The sequence below is a fragment of the Nocardia cyriacigeorgica genome, from assembly GCF_029868385.1.
Taxonomy (GTDB): domain Bacteria; phylum Actinomycetota; class Actinomycetes; order Mycobacteriales; family Mycobacteriaceae; genus Nocardia; species Nocardia cyriacigeorgica_F.
This window is the reverse complement of record NZ_JARWNX010000064.1, coordinates 165,440-183,188: the sequence shown is the minus strand read 5'-3', so window position 1 is coordinate 183,188 and position 17,749 is coordinate 165,440. Positions and strand designations below refer to the sequence as shown.

16 protein-coding genes and 1 pseudogene are annotated in these 17,749 nt (G+C 68.7%); 6 read left to right on the top strand and 11 right to left on the bottom strand.

Annotated elements, in window-relative coordinates:
- The first annotated feature begins 53 nt into the window (after nt 1-53).
- A complete protein-coding gene (locus QH168_RS26230; protein WP_280468558.1) occupies nt 54-974 on the top strand; it encodes a DUF5926 family protein in 921 nt (306 codons plus the stop codon).
- A 337-nt stretch (nt 975-1,311) separates the two neighbouring features.
- Here QH168_RS26230 and QH168_RS26225 read toward each other — a convergent pair whose 3' ends face one another.
- From QH168_RS26225 to QH168_RS26205, 5 genes are all read right to left on the bottom strand, one after another.
- A complete protein-coding gene (locus QH168_RS26225) occupies nt 1,312-1,860 on the bottom strand; it encodes a ferritin (protein ID WP_280468557.1) in 549 nt (182 codons plus the stop codon).
- 72 nt (nt 1,861-1,932) lie between these two features.
- A complete protein-coding gene (locus QH168_RS26220; RefSeq protein WP_280468555.1) occupies nt 1,933-2,484 on the bottom strand; it encodes a ferritin in 552 nt (183 codons plus the stop codon).
- A 10-nt stretch (nt 2,485-2,494) separates the two neighbouring features.
- Nucleotides 2,495-3,826 (bottom strand): LCP family protein, encoded by a 1,332-nt coding sequence (locus QH168_RS26215; protein WP_432421185.1) that lies wholly within the window; start codon nt 3,824-3,826, stop codon nt 2,495-2,497.
- Between the two features lie 545 nt (nt 3,827-4,371).
- A complete protein-coding gene (locus tag QH168_RS26210; protein ID WP_280468552.1) occupies nt 4,372-5,160 on the bottom strand; it encodes a CPBP family intramembrane glutamic endopeptidase in 789 nt (262 codons plus the stop codon).
- Nucleotides 5,161-5,197: 37 nt separating this feature from the next.
- A complete protein-coding gene (locus tag QH168_RS26205; RefSeq protein WP_280468550.1) occupies nt 5,198-5,956 on the bottom strand; it encodes a DUF2470 domain-containing protein in 759 nt (252 codons plus the stop codon).
- A 122-nt stretch (nt 5,957-6,078) separates the two neighbouring features.
- Here QH168_RS26205 and QH168_RS26200 point away from each other — a divergent pair, with 122 nt between their 5' ends.
- From QH168_RS26200 to QH168_RS26190, 3 genes are all read left to right on the top strand, one after another.
- Nucleotides 6,079-6,486, top strand: a complete 408-nt coding sequence (locus tag QH168_RS26200; protein ID WP_280468548.1) for a hypothetical protein — start codon at nt 6,079-6,081, stop codon at nt 6,484-6,486.
- Between the two features lie 68 nt (nt 6,487-6,554).
- Nucleotides 6,555-7,469 carry a prephenate dehydratase gene (gene pheA / locus QH168_RS26195; protein WP_280468546.1) on the top strand — a complete coding sequence of 305 codons (915 nt, stop codon included), beginning with the start codon at nt 6,555-6,557 and terminating at the stop codon, nt 7,467-7,469.
- Nucleotides 7,466-8,128: a histidine phosphatase family protein gene (locus tag QH168_RS26190; protein ID WP_280468545.1), complete on the top strand. Its 663-nt coding sequence runs from the start codon at nt 7,466-7,468 to the stop codon at nt 8,126-8,128. The genes pheA and QH168_RS26190 overlap by 4 nt, the downstream gene beginning before the upstream one ends.
- A 347-nt stretch (nt 8,129-8,475) precedes the next feature.
- On the opposite strand, the gene QH168_RS26185 is transcribed toward QH168_RS26190, so the two are convergent.
- The 6 genes and pseudogenes from QH168_RS26185 to QH168_RS26160 form a co-directional block, all read right to left on the bottom strand.
- The gene (locus tag QH168_RS26185; protein WP_280468544.1) at nt 8,476-9,306 is read right to left on the bottom strand and encodes an ESX secretion-associated protein EspG; all 831 of its coding nucleotides are present in this window, start codon (nt 9,304-9,306) and stop codon (nt 8,476-8,478) included.
- Nucleotides 9,303-10,475: a PPE family protein gene (locus QH168_RS26180; protein WP_280468543.1), complete on the bottom strand. Its 1,173-nt coding sequence runs from the start codon at nt 10,473-10,475 to the stop codon at nt 9,303-9,305. Before QH168_RS26180 ends, QH168_RS26185 begins: the two co-directional genes overlap by 4 nt.
- A 48-nt stretch (nt 10,476-10,523) precedes the next feature.
- On the bottom strand, nt 10,524-10,856 hold the full coding sequence (locus QH168_RS26175; protein ID WP_280468542.1) for a PE family protein: 333 nt from the start codon (nt 10,854-10,856) through the stop codon (nt 10,524-10,526).
- A gap of 171 nt (nt 10,857-11,027) precedes the next feature.
- Nucleotides 11,028-11,378 (bottom strand): metallopeptidase family protein, encoded by a 351-nt coding sequence (locus QH168_RS26170; protein ID WP_280468540.1) that lies wholly within the window; start codon nt 11,376-11,378, stop codon nt 11,028-11,030.
- Between the two features lie 16 nt (nt 11,379-11,394).
- Nucleotides 11,395-12,630, bottom strand: a complete 1,236-nt coding sequence (locus QH168_RS26165) for a septum formation family protein (RefSeq protein WP_280468538.1) — start codon at nt 12,628-12,630, stop codon at nt 11,395-11,397.
- Nucleotides 12,631-12,707: 77 nt separating this feature from the next.
- Nucleotides 12,708-14,412 (bottom strand): annotated as a pseudogene (locus QH168_RS26160) (aldehyde dehydrogenase family protein).
- A 135-nt stretch (nt 14,413-14,547) separates the two neighbouring features.
- Between QH168_RS26160 and serS the strand changes: the two are divergent.
- A complete protein-coding gene (gene serS / locus QH168_RS26155; protein ID WP_280468537.1) occupies nt 14,548-15,810 on the top strand; it encodes a serine--tRNA ligase in 1,263 nt (420 codons plus the stop codon).
- Nucleotides 15,811-15,935: 125 nt separating this feature from the next.
- On the top strand, nt 15,936-17,723 hold the full coding sequence (locus QH168_RS26150; RefSeq protein ID WP_280468536.1) for a putative bifunctional diguanylate cyclase/phosphodiesterase: 1,788 nt from the start codon (nt 15,936-15,938) through the stop codon (nt 17,721-17,723).
- Nucleotides 17,724-17,749 lie beyond the last annotated feature (26 nt).

Here is a 17,749-nt window from a genome sequence, read left to right as displayed (position 1 = left end):
GCCCACCTGAACGAAGGCGTGACGCGCGGAGGATGGGTGTAGTTTGACCAGCCGTGGGTAAGAGCAAGCGCAACAGTCCGAAGCCCGGCGGGAACCGGGCCCAGCGTCTGGCCGAACGGCGGGCCGCGCAGGAACAGGCCGCCAAGGCCGTCACGCGCCCGTTCGAGGGTCTGGCCGCCGAATGCGATCTCGTCGCGTTGCGCGAGTTCGTGCCTTCGGCGACCGCCACGTTGAAGCTGTCGCCCGGTGCCGCGGCCGAACGTTCGGTCGTACTCGCCACCGTGCTACCCGGTGCGGTCGCCGCGCTGGTGCGCGCCGGTGACGAGCCGACCGGCTATGTCGGCGTGCAGGTGCAGGCCGAGGGCGAGAACCCGGCCGCCGATATCGCCGCCGCCATCCTGTGGACCCAGTCGGCCGAACCGGGCGAATCGCTGCCCGCGGCCGAGAGCGTCGAGGGTGGACCGGCGTTGGCCGATGTCATCGATCCGGGCGCTGCTCTCGAGCTGACGGTGCATCAGGATTTCGACTGGTGGGTGCCCGAAGGTGTGGAGCCCGATCCGCAGGTCGCCGCGACCATCGAGCAGGCCAAACAGGCCATCATGCCCTCGGATCGGCTCGATCTCGGCGCCGACGCGATCGGCGCGGCCTGGTGGGTCGACGCGGGCGAGAAGGCGCATGTGCGCTGGGTGCGCCCGGAGCCGGAGGACGATCTGATGCTGGCGCTGGCCCGGCTGCACGCCGCGGGCGGTCTGCATCTGGGTGAGGGTTCGCGTTTCGCGGGTTCGTTCCGCACGCACGGGCTGCTGGTGCCGGTGTTCGATCTGGACCCCGAGCGTCATGCGAGCGAGTGGGCGGCGCCCGCGATCGAGTTCGGGGCCCGGCTGGCCGAGGCGTTGGCCTCGGACGCGCCGCTGTCGGCGGAGGAGCGGCGTTCGCGGGACGGGCTGCGGTCGCGTCAGGTCACGCTGCGCTGAACCACACCGTGAAGGGCGGCTTCGGTGTCCGGCGATATGCCGGGCCCGGAGCCGTCGCTGTTTCCGGCGCAGAATTCCAGTGGAGTAATTTTGTGAAATACGCTCCTTTCTAATCTCGGCTGGGCTACCTTCTCAGCATCACCGAAAGCTGGTGAAGGTGAGGGAGACCTCACCGGCCGATGAGGAAAGTAGGGAAATCATGGACGCCATTCTCGAGCTTGTGACCACGCTTATCAGCACCCTGAGCGCCAGCGCGGGCTGACCCGTGCGAAATACGGCAGCCCCAGCACGTCGCGAAGTGCTGGGGCTGCCGTCGTTCGGCGAATGGTGAGCCGTACTACACGGATCCACCCGCCGCCGACGGCGCACCGGAAGTATTGCTGGGGCCGCTCATCTCGCGGGCGATGAATTCCTCCAGATCGAACAGGTTCGACCCGGCGCGATCGGCGATCGTGAGCAGGGTGTTCATATTGGCGACTTCCTCGACCTGCTCCTTGAGGAACCACTGCATGAACTGCTCGCCCAGGTAATCGCCCTCTTCGCGGGCGGTGCTCGCCAGCTGGATGATCTGGTCGGTGACGGTCTTCTCCTGCGCGAGTGCCAGCGCGATGGGCTCGCGGGCATTCTCGAAATGCGATTTCGCGCCGTCGATGCCACCGATTTCGATGCTGATATCCCGATCGAGGAAGTACTGCACGATCATCATCGCGTGGTTACGTTCCTCGACGGCCTGAGCGTAGAAGCGTTTCGCCAACTGCGGCAGGTCGGCATTGTCGAACCAAACCGCAATCGCGATGTACTGATGCTCGGCATTGAATTCATGCCGGATCTGATCGTGGAGCAGGCTGTGGAATTTGCTGCGCGGGCTTTCCGGATGGCTGGACATGACACAGACGTTAACGCTGGTCAGCGCACTTGTCATCCAAGTCCACCCTTATTGAGGATAGTGTTTCCTAATTTAGTTGCGCACTGTCCCAGCCATTTTCGGCAGCGAGCCGGCGACCGGCGCGGGGGTGGTGCGCAGTTCACGCGCGGCGAACTCCTCCACATCGAACAGGTTGCCGGCGGCCCGCTCGAATACGGTCAGCAGAGTGGTCATCCCGGCGACCTCGTCCATCTGCTGCTCCAGGAACCACTGCACGAACTGCTCGCCCAGATAGTCGCCCGAGGCGCGGGCGGCCTTCGCGAGTTCGACGATCTGATCGGTCAGTGTCCGCTCCCGCGCCAAGAGGAAAGCTATTGCGGTGTGCGGTGATTCGAAGGTGGGCCGCACCTCGTCGAGGCCGCCGACGGTGACCTCGAGATCGCGGTCGAGCAGATGCTGCACCATGCGCAGCGCATGCCCGCGATGCTCATCGGAGCGGCCGTAACAATGTCGGGCCAGCTGGGGCAGCCGTTCGGCTTCGAAGTAGACGGCGGCGGCCAGATACTGCTGGCCCGCGGTGAATCCGTGCCTGATCTGATCGCGCAGCATGGCCGGGAAGGACCGGTCGACATCGTTGTCGGGCATGTGTCCGACGTTACTCGCCGCGCAGGTCCTCCGGAATGGGTCGGCCGGCAGCCAGCGCTTCGAAAAAGCGGCTCGCATTCGCCTGGTCCCACAGCAGCACATTGCCGCTGGAGGTGTCGGTGAACCCGCCGATCGGCACCGTGGTGGCCAGCGTGTCGCCGCGCAGCGCCCAGCCGAGCCGGGCCAGATCCCAGATATGATCGCCATTGTCGACGGTGAGCGATTTCGCGGTGTCACGGGCCATCGGCCAGAGCTTGAACGGATTGGCCAGCGTGCTCGGACTCGTGGCCTGTTCCAGCAGCGCGGACAGGAACAACCGCTGGTTGTTCATCCGGTCGATATCGGCGAGCGCGGTCGCGCGGCTGCGTACGAAACCCAGCGCCTGCGGACCGTCGAGGCGCTGGCAACCCGCGGCGAGGTTGATACCGGCGAGCGGATCGTCGATGGGTTGCGGTACACAGACGTCGATTCCGCCGAGCGCGTCCACCACACCGGCGAATCCCGCGAATCCGATCTGCGCGTAGTGGTCGATGTGCAGGCCGGTGGCGATCTCCACCGACTGCACCAGCAGCTGGGGGCCGCCGAAGGCGAACGACGCGTTGAGCTTGTCCTGGCCGTAGCCGGGAATGCTGACGTAGGAGTCGCGCGGCAGGCTCACCAGCGTCGTCCGGCCCGAGGGCGGGACATGCACGAGGATGATGGTGTCGGTGCGCTCCGGCCCGACGTCGCCGCCGGTGGCGAGACCTTGCTCCTGATCTGCCGACAGCCCCGATCTGCTGTCCGAGCCGACGAGCAACCAGTTGGTTCCCGGAGTGTCTCCGACGCGATCGGTGTAGTCGGCCAATGCGTCGATGCGGCTCAAGGTGCGATCGAGCTGGATGACGGCGGTCACGATCAGCAGTGCGAACACCACGAGCATGACCAGAATCCACCGGAAGATATGCCGTTTGCGCTTGGGGCGCGGCGGTCGCGGGGCCCGGCCACCACCGCGCGGGGGACGGCTCGGCGGCGGCGGGGGAACATCGCCACGTCGCCTGCGCGGGGGCTCGTCCTCGCGGAACGGGACGGGTTTCTGCGTGGGCGCGTGGGTGGCATCGCGCGGTGGCGCCGTCTGCCGGGGTGGGGCGTACGCCGGATCGGGGGAGGCGACCGTCTCGCGCAAGGTCGCACCGTCGCGCGGGGGAGGCGGCGGCTGTCGGTGGGTGGGTACCTCGGACCAGGCCAGCGGCGGTGCGTGCTCACGGCCGTCGCGATGCAGGACCTGGGTCGGCTCGATATGCCGCGGTCCCTGTGCACCGGGACCGTTCTTGTGTAACCCTTGACCGCCTTCGGGCCGTCGCATGACCGGTTCGCCGGGGCGTCCTGCCGGGTTGTCGCGATATCGGTCTGCTTCGAAGCCACGCGGGCCTTCGGCGCCCGGACGTCGAGGCGCGGGCCGGTCGGCTGCCGGGGCGGGCTCACCGGGCCTGCCGCCGTATCCGTCCTGACGAGGACCGGGACCGCCGGGTCCTGGCCGCCGCGCGCCCGGCTCACCCGCGGGATATCCGCCGCGTTCGGTGGGCCTGGCATCCGGGCGGTAGGCGCCGGGGTCTGGTCGGGGGCGATGTTCGTCCGGTGCGGGCCGCCTGCCGGGCTCGGGCTCACCTGGCCTCGGACGGCGCATACCGGGTTCGGCGGGACGCCCCGGTTCGCCTGGTCGCGCGTCCGGTCGGCCGGGTGCGCCCTGCGGCGGGACCCGGCGCCTCCGTGGGTCGTCGCCGTTCATCATGTTGAACTCTACTTACCCACTTCGGCCCGCTGTGTTACCCGACGGCGCGCCGAAACGCCGGTGTCATCGCTCACGGGCGGGTGTTCGCAACCGGCTGCGCCGGACGTCCGCGGCGTCGCTCACGGCAGCCAACCGACTCGTCCACGCAGCACCGTGTACCCGGTATAGGCGACCGCGTCGATCACCGCATGGGCGATCACCAGCGGCCACAGTCGGCCCGTGCGCTGCCAGTATCGGCCGAAGACCACGCCCATCACGATATTGCCGAGCCCACCGCCGAGGCCCTGGTAGAGGTGGTAGCTGCCGCGCAGCAGCGCCGAGGCGAGCAGCGAACGGTTCTCCGACCAGCCGAGCGCACGCAGGCGGGTGATCAGATAGGCCACCACGATGATCTCTTCGGCGGCGGAGTTCGCGCAGGCGGACAGGATCAGGGTGGGCAGCCGCCACCAGTGTTCGTCCAGTGCGCTCGGCACGATCGTCACGCTGACGCCCGCCGCGTGCGCGATCAGATACAGCGCGAGTCCGGGCAGGCCGATCACCGCGGCGAGCACCAGACCGTGCAGACCGTCAGGCCGCCACCGCAAGCGGGCCAGGCCGATGGCGCGCGGTCCGATACTGCTGCGCCACAGCAGGTACAGCCCGAGTGCGGCCCACGCTGTCAGTCGCAGTACTCCGAGTAGCTGGAACAGCAGGTCGATGATCGACTGCGCCGAGCGCGACGCATTGAGCGCGACGGTCTGCTCGCCGACCCCTCCGGGCTCGAGCGCGCTCTCCACCAGCGACAAGGCGGCGTTGAGCCCGCTCAACCCGAAGGTGACGCCGAGAACCACCAGGATCTCGAGCCGGATACCGGTCCGTTCTCGATCGGTCAGCTCACCGGTGCCCGCCCGGCCGACGTCATCGCGCATGGGCCGAATCTATTGCCCGGCGGCCAGGAGGGTGGTCTCAGATGCGGCGTAGGCCGTTGAGGAAGGGGCAACCGGCCAGGATTCGTACCGCCCGGCTCAGGGATTCGACGTCGTCGGCCGGGGTGGCGAACGGCAGCCGGAAGTCGTGGTCGCCGTCGGTGCCCTCGACCCGCAGGGTGAGCCCGTAGCGGTCGATGGCCAGCGGATGCACCCTGCCGCGCTGCAACCGCGGCGGCAGATGCCTGGCCAGCTGGGCGACGACATCGGCGTGGTCGGCGTCCATATGTTGCAGCCAGGCCGATTCCATGGTGCAGAACGGATCGGGCCGAGCCATGCGCAGCTCCTCGGCGCACACCGATTCGGCACCGGTGGAGTCGGCGACCACGGCCGAGTTGATCACCAGCCGCAGCAGGGTGGCGGTGTGGCCGACGTCGAGCAGTGCCGGATCGGGGTTCTCCTTGGCCACCTCGGTGGCCAGCGCACGCTGTGCCTGTGCGGGGACCGCCCGCACCCAGCCACGCAGCCACACCAGTGCGCGCACCGGTTCACGCAGCGGAAGCGGGGCGTGATCGGTGAGTTCGAGGACGGCGGGCGCGCCCGCGGTACCGGAGGCGGCGGCATGGGCGGCGGCGCTGTCGCGCGGGACGGCGATCACCGCGTCACCGCATTCGCGCAGATGATGTACCGAGGTGGAGATGGGATCGGTGCCGGGCAGCGCCAGCACCGAATACTCGGCATGCGCACACGCGCTACGGACCCGCTCGGCGGTCGTCGGTGCGCTGATCGTCTCCGGCATACAAAACCTCCACTGGGTGAGCCGTGCCCCACTTCACATCTGCTCAATTAGGTTAACCTAACCTAAGCGAACCTGGGGATGTCCGCAACACCTGTGTGCGGCCGATGGGTAAGTTGAATGTCATGAGCAGCGAGCCGGTCCTGGTCGCGTTGACGGTGCCTGCACGGCGAAACCTGGTCGACGGCCTCGTCGTCGCGCCCGGTGCGGCGCCCGCGGGCCGGGTGATCGAATCGGCGGCCGAGATCGCCGAGATCGCCGATATCCTCGCCGCGGCCGCCCATTCCGACACCGGTCTGATCGCACGGACCGCCGACCCCGACCGTGCGCTCGCCATCGTCGCGGGCACCGCCGCCGCACTGTGCGGTGAGGACATCCGCACCGCGCTGACCACACCCGATACCGCCTTCCTCACCGGCCTGAACCCGCAGGCGGTCGAAGCGGTGCGCGGGGTGTTGCTCGCCATCGAATCCGAGCGTCCGGATCAGCTCACGCAGGCGCTCGGGGCGATGCTGCGCCCGGTCGCCGACTGATAGCCCGGCCGTTCCCTACCTCGGGAAGTCGGCGGGGCGCGCCGGACAACGCAAGTAATCTCGTAGGCGTGCCGCGAATAGCGTATTTCGGGCCCTCGGGAACCTTCACCGAGATGGCCCTCGCCGAACTCGAAACCTCGGGGTCCTTCGACGGGCCGGTCGAGCGGATCGCCGCGCCGAGCCAGGGCGCGGCGCTCGACCTGATCCGTTCCGGCGAGGTCGACGGCGCGGTGGTGCCGATCGAGAGTTCGGTGGAGGGCTCCATCCCGGCAACGCTGGATTCGCTGGCCGTCGGGCCGCGGCTCCAGATCATCGCCGAGACCGAACTCGAGGTGAGCTTCGCGATTCTCGCCCGTGCCGGGACCACGCTCGCCGATGTGCGGTCGGTGGCGGCCTATCCGGTCGCCGCCGCGCAGGTGCGGCTCTGGCTCGAGCGCAACCTCCCCGATGCTGCGCGCTACGTATCGGCCTCCAATGCGGCCGCCGCCGAGGACGTGCTCGCCGGACACGCCGACGCCGCGGTATCCACCACCCTGGCCGGACAGCGCCTCGGCCTGGTGGCGCTGGCCGAAGGCGTGGCCGACCACGAGGACGCGATCACCCGGTTCGTCCTGGTCACCACCCCGCGCGTGGCGCCGCGGCCCACCGGCGCCGACCGCACCTCCCTCGTACTCGAACTACCGAACGAACCCGGCGCGCTCATGCGGGCGTTCGGCGAATTCTCCACCCGCGGTATCGATTTGACCCGTATCGAATCGCGGCCGACCCGAACGGGAATGGGCACCTACCGGTTCTATCTGGACTGCGTCGGCCATATCGACGATACGGCTGTCGCCGAGGCGCTCAAGGCGCTGCACCGTACGGCCCGGATCCGGTACCTCGGCTCCTGGCCCGCCACCTCGGCGACCGGGACGCCGCCGCCATCGGACGAGGAGTCCGCGCAATGGCTGGACCGATTGCGAAAGGGGGTTGCCGACCTGTGACCGGCAAACTGATTCTGGTGCGGCACGGTGAGACCGAGGGCAATGTCGCGCGCATCCTCGATACCAGCCTGCCCGGCCTGCCCCTCACCCAACGCGGTGCGGCGCAGGCCAAGACCTTCGGCTCGCGGCTGACCATCCCGCCGCGACTGCTGCTGTCATCGCAGGCATTGCGGGCCCGGCAGACCGCGGGTTTCATCGAGGGCGCGACGGGCGTATCGGCCGGGGTGCTCGACGGTGTGCACGAGGTGCAGGTCGGTGATCTGGAGGGGGAGAACAGCCAGGAGGCGCATGAGCTGTTCCTGCGGGTCTACCGGTCCTGGCACGAGGGGGAATTGGCGCAGCGTCTGCCCGGCGGGGAGTCCGGGCAGGAGGTGCTCGACCGATTCCTGCCCGCGATCACCGATCTGCGCGACGGCTATCTGGCGGGCGCGGACGCCGGTGATGTGCTGCTGGTGAACCACGGTGCCGCCATGCGTTTGGTGGCGCGAACCCTCACCGGCGTCGCACCGCCGTTCACCATCGACAACCATCTCGACAACACCGAGACCATCGAACTGGCCCCGCGCCAGGACGGCACCTGGGAGTGCGTGCGCTGGGGCCGCTACACCCCACCGTTCGGCCGCGCTCCCGCGCTCGGCGCCGACGACCCGATGGGCTGAGCGGCGCAGTCGGATCTGTTCGCGTCCAACCGAATCGGGCGTGCGCGACTCGACGGACGTGGGCCGAATCGGTGCGTGCCCGACTCGACGGCTGAGCGGGTCGAACTCGCATCCGAGTCGACGGTCGGATCCGAATCCTTGTCGTGCCGAATCGATATCGCGGTCCATTCGGCTGTCGGTACCCGAAAACGATGCCGTGTCTTCCCTGTCGGGCCCGCGGTCGCTGCCTGCCGGAGTCGGCGGGTGGGCGGACACCTGGGGCCGAGGACAGGGCCGCGAAACGACACCGCGCCCGGTCGTGTGGCGTGACCGGGCGCGGTGCGCGGATGGATTGACGGATCGGTCGATCAGGCCAGGGCCGGATTACCCGGAAAATCCTCGCGTTCCGGCAGGGAATTGATCAGATCCAGGAGCGCCGTACGCAAGCGGGCATTGTTGCCGCTGCTGAACGAGGTCCATTTGACGCCGTCGTCGGACATGCTGGCCGTCGCGATGAAGCGACCGGCGCGGGTGTTGTAGACGGCGATATGGTTGTCGGCGATTTCGCGGGTGCCGTCGCCGTAGACCACACCGACGATCTCGGCATGCGATTCGAGATGCACCAGCGCCGAGGCGAGTACCTGCGCATCGCGCGGCGGATTGCACACCTCGCTGAGGCGGGCGGTGGTGGCCGCCGCGTCACCGAGATCCTCGAAGATCGGCAGCAGCTGCTCGGTCGGCGCGTTCATGCCGGTGAGCTCGAGCCCCTCCGCGGGGCCGAGCGCCGACAGGACCGGGCCGGGCAGATCTTCGTCGGCCTCGTCGATCACGTAGGACGTGGGCCCGCGGAGGGCGACGGTCACCAGATCGTCGCCCTTCGACAGACACATCCGGCTCACCTGACCGGCGACGACCAACCGCAGCGCGATCACCCAGTGCGGGCGGTACAGTCCGCGCAGCCGATCGGCGAGTTCCGGGTGCACGACCTCACCGTCGAGCAGTTCCCGTTCGGTGAGCGACTGGGCGGCCACGGCCAGCGCCGCATCGTGCGCCGTCTCGTTGTCGTAGCGCCCGATCGCGTTCAACACGACGGGAACCTCGTCGATCTGCAAATGTTCCAGCAGGAACTGCATTTCGTCGAGCGACAGCGTGACGGCGCCGAGCGTCGCCGGGCCGCGACCGGCACCGAGTACCGTCATTTGGCCGTTCCGGCGGGATCGCCACCGATGACACCGTCGGCGGCGAGGCGGCCGTCGGTGAAGTGGTCGGCCCGCAGGTAATCGGCGCCATTGTGCTCGGACTCGTCGTCCTCGGAGTTGGCCGTACCGCGACCCATCAGCGGACTGGTTGGACCACTGTTGGCGGGACGGATCGGCGCGGCCGATTCGGTACGCGCGACGGCGACCTCGGTGACCGGAGCGGCGGCACCAGCACCGCTGCCGACCGGCGGCGCGCCCCAGCCCTCCGGCACCTTGAACGTGCTGTTGCCGCCCATGCCGACGGAGGCACCCATACCGGCGGCGCGCGTGGACGCGCCCGCGGCGGCTGCGGCGCCACCGGTCGCGATGCCCATCGGCGCCATGGCCGAGGCGCCGGGCGCACCCGAGCTGGTGACGGCGGCGATGGCATTGGCGCCCAGGTTGCCGACGGTGCTCACACCACTGGTGGCCACCGAACCGGCCACATTCGCGACCTGGGTGACCGCACTGCTGATCGCCGGGTTCTGCACCACCGCACCGGCGGCGGCGAGTGCGGTCTGCACCGGATCGCCGCTGCCGCTCTGGAAGGCCTGATCGGCATTGGCGGCGGCATCGGCGGAACCGGCACCGTTGGCGATCGGCGGCGGGTTGATGAACTCACCGGGAGTGACGACGGTCGCGGTGGTCGCGGCCTCGTAGGTTTCCATCACCAGTGCGGCGCGAATGTCCATGGCGTGCTTGGCGATTTCGGCCGCCTCGAACGCACCCGACATCGCACCGGCCGGGTTGGCGGATACGGCGACGGCGGTATTGGTCGCGATGATCTCGGGCAGGCTCGGCATGGCGAGCGAGGCGACGGTGTAGGCAGTGGCGTTGGCGGCGGCCTTGCTGCCCATCGTGGCGGCCATGACGCTCTGCTGTCCGGCCCAGGCGGTGAAGGCGCCGAGCCGGGCCAGCGCGCCGATGCCGTTGATGCTCTGCAAGCCGAGGCCGACCTCGGCCATCACCCGCGTGACGGTCGCGGTCGCGTCCACCCAGGCGCCGGTCAGCGTCCCCCACGAGGTGGCGGCGGCGGAGATCGGAACGGCGTGCGCGCCCGCGTTGAGCGCGACGGAGTTGAACTCGGCCATGCGGGGCAGCCAGAACACCCCGGTGATTCCTGCGGTCATGATTGGATTCTCCCCTTGTGTGAAGCTCGGAGCCGGATCAGCGGTCGGCTAGGCGACGATCGAAGTGAACGGCGCGCCGGTGAGCGTGACGATGCCAGCGGATGTGGCGTCCTCGGCCAGGTACTGCGCGAGCTGGGTACGCAGGATCGCGGCGGCGTGGTGCAATTCGAGGATGGCCTGTGCGACCGACCTGTCGTGGGTGAAGGCCGCGTGGTTGAAGTGGTTGGCGGCCATCAGCGACACCTCCTCGGCGCCGGAGGGGAGGACATGGGTTGCCGGGCCTGCCAGAGCGGCCGCACCTGCCAGACGGTCGGCGAGCAGATCCAGCTCGACACTCGCGGCGAGGATGATCTCCGGTGTGACGTGCACGTTGCCGATCATGTCTCGACTCCTTCTAGTGGTAGCTGTTCGGTGGAACCACGAGAATTCCCCCTACGAGTACATTGGACGCGACAGCACCGCGATCGGTTCCCTCGAGTCCAGAGTTTCTTCCGGTCTTATCTGCCGGATGCGAACCCCCATCCATAGGTTCGCATACAGCTCGGGCTAAGGCTAGCCCCATCCCAGCTGATGGAGCCGGTCTTCGTCAATCCCGAAATAGTGTGCTATCTCGTGGATCACGGTGATCGCCACCTCCTCGACCACCTCGTTCTCATCGGCGCATATCTCCAGCAGGGCATCTCGGTAGATGGTGACCGTATCCGGCAGCGCGCCACCGTACTGACTGTCGCGCTCGGTCAACGCGATTCCGTGATACAGCCCGAGCAGATGTGGATCCTCCGGATTGCGAGGTTCGATCAGCACCACGACATTGTCGATGGCTCGGGCGAGTTCGGGCGGAATGAGATCGAGGGCGTCGGCGACCAGCTCTTCGAAGCGGTCCTCGGACATGGCGACCGGCATGGACGTCGTCGACCGCCTATCGCGGCTGCGCGGGCAGCGGTGCGGCGCCGGGCAGTGGCGGCGGGGTGTAGCGGCCGTCGCTCGGCGGCGGAACCGGAGCCTGGCCGTTGATCAGGATGTCGCCCTTGGCCGATCCGGTGATCGGTGCGAACCCTTCCTGATCGGCGCCCTTGCCGACCATGCAGTCGAGCTTGCGGCTGCCCGCCAGCCAGCTGCGCGCATCGATGTAGTCGAAGAACAGCGTCAAGGTCTTGTTGCGCAGCACATCCGGGCCACCCAGGTAGTCGGTGGACAGCCGGGCACATTCACCCTCGACGAACTTGTCCTGCTCCTCCTTCGGCGGCGGCGGTCCCTGGAAGCGCGTGCCGAGATCGACGGTCGCCACGATCTCCACCGCATGCGGCTGGGTGCAGTCGACCGGATCGGTGGGCAGGTTCTGGTTGATGCCCAGGCAGACGCCGGGCGCGAACACCTTGGATTGATCGTTGTCCCGCACGGTTCCGGTGGTCGGCAGCGGTGCGGACGCCGCACCGGTCAGACCAGCGGCCTGAAGACCGCAGCGCAGCTTGCGATCTCCGGTCTTGGCCCAGCCCTCCGGGCTCGGGTACATCAGGCCGACGACGAAGCGCCCGCGCGGATCGAACTGTCCGCCGAGGTACTGCTGCGCGGCGGTGACGCAGTGCTCCTCTTTGAGTTCGGTGAACCGCAGCGAATCCGGGAAGCGTGAACCGGGGCCGAATTCCTTGCCCGGATACCTGCTCAGGTCGATATCGGCGGTGACCTCGAACATATGCTTGTCGGCGCAGTCGACCTCGACTAGATCGGACCGGTCGGGCGCGGTCCAGCTGAGGCAGTCGCCGCGGGTGGCGGTGCCGAAGGTCTTCTCGGCGCCTGCCGGGACGGCGACGGCCGGGTTGTGCGCCTCCAGGCCGGAATCGTTGTCGAAGCCGGTGACGAACAGCGTCACCATGGCCGCGGTCACCGCGCCGACGGCGACCGCGAGCAGGCCCCAGCGCAATTTCGGCGCGGACAACAGCAACTTGGACCCGGACGCGGCATCGGTGCCCTCCGCGGGGCCCGCCGCATCCTGCGACGGCCGTCCCTGCCGCGGTTTCGACCGGCCGAACGGGGCACCGGACGAACGCCGACCGGCGGAGCCGCGAGCGGAGCGGCCATCGGTGGGCCGCGACGGATCACCGTCCCGAGCGGGCTCGGGCACCGGCGGGGGCGTTGGCGCGTTATCGGAGGTCATCGCGATCCATCATGGCAGTGTTGTGCGCCACCGTGCCATGAGGCCGTCGGTTATGGCGTGTGACCGGGGGTGTCGCCTCACCCGCGCAGTGCCGAGGCGAACACCCCCGGCAGCCGGGCCGGGTTGCCCGCCGCGTAGAACTCGGTGAGCCTGCGCCCGGTGGACGCGGCGGTGGCGTTGTCGACGAACCACGGCGGCTTGGGCGAGAGCGCCCACTCCGCGTGCAGCACCGAACGCGGCGCCGGGCGGAACGGGCCGCGCACGACGGTGCGCTCCACATCGTCGAGCAGCAGCGCGTTGTGCACGATGCCGATGCCGCTCTGCACATCCTCCAGGGTGTGCCCCGGGTAGGCGCCCCAGGACGCGCGGGGCGTGAGGAACGCGAGCCCGGTCCAGGCGTTGATCGCGACGGTGCCGTAGCGCAGCCGCTCCACCGCCCGGTCGAAGGCGATACCGAGCCGTTTGATGCTGGTCGGATGCGCGATGATGTTCGCCCCGAGGGTGCCGGTCAACTCATCATTGGCGAAGTCCACCGCCCGTGACAGGAACTCACCACCGCTCGTGGCGGTCAGTTCGACGACGCCGAGCACGGGCGCGAAGTACTCGGTGCGCAACAGCGCGGTGTCGGCCGCGGGCAGATCTTCCACCAGCAGCCTGCCGGGGCCGAGCCGGGTGGCATCCGGATACGAGGCCAGCGCCTCCGATACCCGCTTATCGCTGCCCGGGTAGTAGGCCGGACGCTGCGGCGCCTCGGCGATCGCCTTGCGCAGCTCGCGCAGGAACCGCTCCTTCTGCGGCCACTGTGCGCTCAGCACCACGGTCTGCGCGGCCACACAGTTGTAGCCGCCGTTGTGCAGCCGCTGGGTGGCCACATGCGCGGCCTGGTAGCGCAGATCGGCCTCGGACCATTCGCCCGGCACCACGATGGTAGGCGAGACGCCGCCGAGTTCGCTGGTGATCGGCTTGTCCAGCAGCGGCCGCCGGTCGTGTCGGCGTTCCGAGTGCATCGAGGCCGGTGCCCCACACGATGGCGTCATGGGTCAGGGCGCTGCCGGTCATATGCACATGCGCGACGTCGGGGTGCCGCACCAGGTAGCCGCCCTCGGCCGCGCCGCCGGTGAGGATGCGCAGTACGCCGAGTTCGATGAGCGGGGCGAAGATCATCTCGAACACCGTGAACAGCGGATCGGTGATCGGATTCAGCTTCAGCGCCACGACCCGGTTGTTCGCGTACAGCTCGTACAGGGTGTCCAGCGGGGCGATCGACATGATGTTGCCCGCGCCGAGGACCACGCCGACCCCGCCCGTCGCGGCCGGTTCGAGCTGGGCGAGTCCCGCCTTACGCCGCGCGGTCTCGGCATCGACGCCCTTCCGCAGCCATACCTCCCCGGAGAACCCGCTGAGCAGCAGTTTGTCGTGGGGCCCGTGCGGCAGTACCGGCACCGCGACCCGGCCGCCGGGCGCGGAGGTCAAGGAGATGCCGTCGAGCGGGCTGCGTCCGGACTCGAGCGCGCGCAGCGTTTCGGCGAGTGCGGTGGTGGCCTGCAACAGGGTCAGCGGCCCCGACATCCATTCCTCGCCGACCAGCGCGGAGTCTTCGTCGAGCTGTTTGATGGTGCATGCGGCCCGTACCCAGTCGGCGGCGAAGCGCGCGGTACGGGCATGCAGATCGTCGAGGAGTTCGCGGCGGCGGCGCAACGGCGTGCTCGCCCACACCTTCTCGCCCGCGGCCAGTTCGGCCAATGCGTTGTCGATTGCGGTGTCGTCGAAAGTGGTGGCCACAGAACAACTATGCGCCTGCGGGCGGGGTCGCGGCGAGTATCCGGTGATCCGGGCGCGCGGTAGGGGCGGCGTTCCACGGGGTCGAACCGATATCCGATTACGTCCGGGGGGTGCCGCCAACTAGGCTGGTCAGCCATGATCGACCTCCGATTCCTGCGCGAGCATCCCGACGCCGTCCGCGCCTCGCAGCAGGCCCGTGGCGAGGATCCCGCCCTCGTCGACGCGCTGCTCGAGGCCGACGCCGCGCGCCGGGCCGCGGTCGCCACCGCCGACAATCTGCGCGCCGAACACAAGGCGATGGGCAAGAAGATCGGTAAGGCGAGCAAGGAGGAGCGCCCGGCGCTGCTCGCCGAGGCCACGGAGATGTCGGCCAAGGTCAAGGAGGCCGAGGCGGCCCAGCACGCCGCCGACGCCGATCTCGACGCCGCGCAGCGCGCCATCTCCAATGTCGTGCAGGAAGGCGCGCCGTCGGGTGGCGAAGCCGATTTCGTCCTGCTGGAAACCGTCGGCACGCCGCCCGAGTTCGACTTCACCCCCAAAGATCATCTCGAGCTGGGCGAATCGCTCGGCCTGATCGATATGGAGCGCGGCGCGAAGGTCTCGGGCGCGCGGTTCTACTTCCTCACCGGTTACGGCGCGCTGTTGCAGCTGGGCCTGTTGCAGCTGGCGGCGCAGCGCGCGGTGGCCAACGGTTTCACCATGATGATCCCGCCGGTACTGGTACGGCCGGAGATCATGGCGGGCACCGGATTCCTCGGCCAGCATTCGGCCGAGGTGTATCACCTGGCCGATGACGATCTGTACCTGGTCGGCACCTCGGAGGTGCCGCTGGCCGGATACCACTCCGACGAGATCCTCGACCTGAGCGGCGGCGCCAAGCGCTACGCCGGTTGGTCGTCGTGCTTCCGCCGGGAAGCGGGCAGCTACGGCAAGGACACCCGCGGCATCATCCGGGTGCACCAGTTCGACAAGGTCGAGATGTTCGTCTACTGCCGTCCCGAGGACGCCGACGCCGAACATCAGCGGCTGCTGGCCTGGGAACGCGAGATGCTCGCCGCCATCGAGGTGCCCTACCGGATCATCGATGTCGCGGCGGGCGATCTCGGCAGCTCGGCCGCCCGCAAGTTCGACTGTGAGGCCTGGGTGCCGACCCAGCAGACCTACCGGGAACTCACCTCCACCTCGAACTGCACCACCTTCCAGGCCCGCAGGCTGTCGGTGCGTTACCGCGACGAGAACGGCAAACCGCAGATCGCCGCGACGCTCAACGGCACGTTGGCCACCACCCGATGGATCGTGGCGCTGCTGGAGAACCACCAGCAGGCCGATGGTTCGGTGCGGGTGCCCGATGCGCTGGTTCCGTTCGTCGGTACCGACGTGTTGACGGTCCCGAAGTAGCCCGCGTGTTCGGCCATGGTCGGTCCTGATGTCCGATTCCTGTGATGTGGCAACCGGGGGGTCGGGTCTTGTCTAGGCTGTCGGTCGTGCGAGGAATCGGGTCTCGCGGCGATACCCGGACCCGGGTGCGGGCCGCGTCTGCGTTGGCGACGGCCATGGTCATGTCGAGGACCACGGGGGCCTTCTATGTGATGGGTGGTGCGCTCGGCCTGGTGATCACGGCCGTCGCGCCCGGCGACGAGGGCAATCGCCCGCTGGTGGGCAGTGCGGCCGCGGTCGCACTACTGCTCGGCATCAGCCTGCTGGGCTGGGGTCCGCGGCTGCCGCACAGCATCCACCACGGCTACGTCGCCATCGCGACGATCCTGGTCACCATCGCCGTTTACGCCTTCCCGAACACGGTCGGCGCGATCACGCTCGCCTCGTTCTATGTGTTCGTGGCCTGTGATGCGGCGCTGTTCTTCGTCTGGCCGCTGGCGATGGCGCATATCGCGTTCGCCATGGCGGCCTGTCTGTTGGTGCTGCCGACCCGTGACGGGCTGCCCTGGTGGTCGGGCCTGATCCCGGCCGGGGTGACCTTCGGTGTCGGCGTCGTCGTCGGGATTCTCACCCGGATGGCCTCACAAGCCGATATCGATGTGCTGACCGGACTGCTGAACCGGCGCGGATTCGATCGGGCCCTCAATACCGCCATCGAGAACGCCACCCGCTCCGAGGAGGGGCTCGCGCTGGTCCTGGTCGATCTGGACCGGTTCCAGAAGGTCAACGACCATCTCGGGCACCGCGCCGGTGACGCCGTCCTCCAGCGCGTGGCCGATACCTGGGGCAAACTGCTCGCCCCCGATCAGCGGCTGGCCCGCTACGGCGGCGACGTCTTCGCCCTGCTGCTGCCCGGCACCACCGAACAGGCCGCGATCCTGCTGACCGAACAGCTGCGCGCCGCCGTCACCACCGGCTGCTCGGCCGGTGTGACGTCCTGGCAGCCGGGCGAATCCGGTTCGCTGCTGGTGAGCCGCGCCGATGTGGGGCTGTACCGGGCCAAGCAGGCCGGACGCAACCGGACGGTGCTGGAATCCTCGCGGCAGCTGCCGCTGGCGGTGGAACTGCGCGAGGCCATCGACCGGGGCGCGCTCGATGTGCACTATCAGCCGATCGTCAGCCTGAGCGAGGGCGGCGGCAAGGCGGTCGGGGTGGAGGCGCTGCTGCGGTGGTCGTCGAGCGCGCAGCCCGACGTCACCACCGAGGGCCTGATCCGGGTGGCCGAGGAATACGACCTCATCTCCGATCTGGACGAACTGGTGTTGCGCAGGGCCTGCGCCGACGCCGCGCGGCTCCAGGAAACCTTCGCCCAACTCGATCTCACCCTCAATGTCAATGTGAGCGGGCTCGAGCTGGCCGAGACCGGGTACGCGGATCGGGTCACCGACATCCTGAACAGCACCGGATGGCCCGCCGATCAGCTGGTGCTCGAAGTGACCGAGAGCGAACTCGCCGCCGAATCACAGACCGCCATCACGAATCTGCACACGCTGCGCGACCGTGGCGTGCGCATCGCCATCGATGATTTCGGCACCGGCTACTCCTCGCTGAGCAGGCTGGCCACGCTGCCCAGCGACATCATCAAGGTCGACCAGTCCTTCGTGGCCGCGATCCGCTCGGATTCACCCGCGCCGCCGCTGCTCGGGGTGATCGCCGCGCTGAGTAAATCGCTGGACCTGCAAGTGATCGCCGAGGGCGTGGAGACCGAATACCAGGCCGCGGTGCTCACCGAACTCGGTTTCGCGCTGGCCCAGGGCTACCACTACAGCGATTCGCATCCGGTCGCGGAACTGATCAGCGATCTGAACCAGAATCAGGGTCGGGTCGGTCCGGGCGCCGACGCCGATCGCAATGGCTGGGTCCCGCTCGGCTGATAACCCCTTGACCGGTGTTGCCGTCT

What these genes read in the sequence shown, in the direction of transcription:
- QH168_RS26210 (WP_280468552.1), bottom strand. Translation starts at nt 5,160, where the DNA reads ATGCGCGATGACGTCGGCCGGGCGGGCACCGGTGAGCTGACCGATCGA.
- serS (WP_280468537.1), top strand. Translation starts at nt 14,548, where the DNA reads ATGATCGACCTCCGATTCCTGCGCGAGCATCCCGACGCCGTCCGCGCC.
- QH168_RS26165 (WP_280468538.1), bottom strand. Translation starts at nt 12,630, where the DNA reads ATGACCTCCGATAACGCGCCAACGCCCCCGCCGGTGCCCGAGCCCGCT.
- QH168_RS26185 (WP_280468544.1), bottom strand. Translation starts at nt 9,306, where the DNA reads ATGACGGTACTCGGTGCCGGTCGCGGCCCGGCGACGCTCGGCGCCGTC.
- QH168_RS26225 (WP_280468557.1), bottom strand. Translation starts at nt 1,860, where the DNA reads ATGTCCAGCCATCCGGAAAGCCCGCGCAGCAAATTCCACAGCCTGCTC.
- QH168_RS26200 (WP_280468548.1), top strand. Translation starts at nt 6,079, where the DNA reads ATGAGCAGCGAGCCGGTCCTGGTCGCGTTGACGGTGCCTGCACGGCGA.
- QH168_RS26180 (WP_280468543.1), bottom strand. Translation starts at nt 10,475, where the DNA reads ATGACCGCAGGAATCACCGGGGTGTTCTGGCTGCCCCGCATGGCCGAG.
- QH168_RS26205 (WP_280468550.1), bottom strand. Translation starts at nt 5,956, where the DNA reads ATGCCGGAGACGATCAGCGCACCGACGACCGCCGAGCGGGTCCGTAGC.
- QH168_RS26175 (WP_280468542.1), bottom strand. Translation starts at nt 10,856, where the DNA reads ATGATCGGCAACGTGCACGTCACACCGGAGATCATCCTCGCCGCGAGT.
- QH168_RS26215 (WP_432421185.1), bottom strand. Translation starts at nt 3,826, where the DNA reads ATGCGACGGCCCGAAGGCGGTCAAGGGTTACACAAGAACGGTCCCGGT.
- QH168_RS26220 (WP_280468555.1), bottom strand. Translation starts at nt 2,484, where the DNA reads ATGCCCGACAACGATGTCGACCGGTCCTTCCCGGCCATGCTGCGCGAT.
- QH168_RS26170 (WP_280468540.1), bottom strand. Translation starts at nt 11,378, where the DNA reads ATGCCGGTCGCCATGTCCGAGGACCGCTTCGAAGAGCTGGTCGCCGAC.